Source organism: Streptococcus mitis (assembly GCF_001074635.1).
Lineage (GTDB): Bacteria > Bacillota > Bacilli > Lactobacillales > Streptococcaceae > Streptococcus > Streptococcus mitis_E.
This window is the reverse complement of record NZ_JUQO01000173.1, coordinates 1-1,282: the sequence shown is the minus strand read 5'-3', so window position 1 is coordinate 1,282 and position 1,282 is coordinate 1. Positions and strand designations below refer to the sequence as shown.

The following is a 1,282-nucleotide window of genomic DNA, read 5'->3' as shown; positions in this document are numbered from 1 at the left end:
AGTCAGAGCATCTATGGGAGAATATATATTCTTTGTGGATAGTGATGATGTTATTAATATAAACGTGTTAGAAGTACTACTTCCTTACATGAAGACGGATGTGGATATAGTAGAATGTAGATTAACAAGAAATAAAGAAATGTTAATTCATACTGGAACTACTAAAATTGTATTCGAAGGGAAATCTAATGAAGCTATTCTTAATTGTATAGCGTTTGAAGAAGTGAAATTTTGTGCTTTTACAAAATTATATAGAAAAGAAATTGTCGAAAAAATACCATTTTTAAAGGGATATATTTACGAAGATGTTTTTACAGGAATAAATTATTTAAAACATATTCGAAAAATAGTTGTTGTTGATTTAAATGGTTATTATTATCGTGTTCGTCCAAATAGTATTATGACGAAATCTTTTAATGAAAAAGATTTAGATATTTTTAAAGTGGGAAAACAGTTAATAGAATCTTTTAAAGATGATGAAAATCTACTTCCATATATTGGATATTTTATGTTTTATATTGGTCATGCACACTATTTAAAAGATGGAATAAATAAGAAGAGTATTTATGTTGATTTATATGAAGATTTTATTCGAAACGCTGCTATTATAGCAAAGCAATCTAAGGAAGTTGTTCGGAAATATCGTTTATTGAGACTGTACTTACTTGCTCCAAAATATTATACAACGATTACTTATCCGACTTTTAAATTAATTTATAAGATATGGATTTCTACTAAAATAGTAATTAATAATCTAAACGATAAATTCAAAAATGGAATTAAAGAAGAAAAGGTAGATGAATAAAACTAAATGAGAAGGAAACTATTATATGATTAATGTAATAGTACCAGTTTATAATTAGGGAAATTTTTAGTTCAAATTGTAACGACCCATTATAATTATTTTACTGAAGAAAGCAATCCATACCAAGAGATGTATGAAGATAAATTGACACAGTATGTGAAAATTGTGGAAGATTCTCCAAAGGTAGCAAGGAGTAGTAAAATGATAAGAATATAAATTAGCACCCAGTTTATATCTTTTATACACTTTTCCGCTTGCATATAAAATATGGGGTAGAGTAAAACGTTTAAAAGAATTAATGATTAAAGGAGAATAAAATTGGATGTTAATAAATTGATCAGTGTAATTGTACCTGTTTATAATGTGGAAGATTATTTAGAAGAGTGTCTAGAAAGTATTCGACAGCAAACATATACTGATATTGAGGTAATATTAGTTAACGATGGATCTACTGATGATTCAAAAGAAATTTGTGAA

The 1,282-nt window shown here is 26.5% G+C and carries 2 protein-coding genes; both read left to right on the top strand.

Annotated features, from left to right (window positions below; genetic code table 11):
- Positions 1–805: glycosyltransferase (locus ADI58_RS07180; RefSeq protein WP_049522008.1), on the top strand; the 805-nt coding region annotated here is incomplete at its 5' end.
- A 333-nt stretch (positions 806–1,138) separates the two neighbouring features.
- On the top strand, positions 1,139–1,282 hold a 144-nt coding region (locus ADI58_RS10830), incomplete at its 3' end, for a glycosyltransferase family 2 protein (protein ID WP_152905487.1).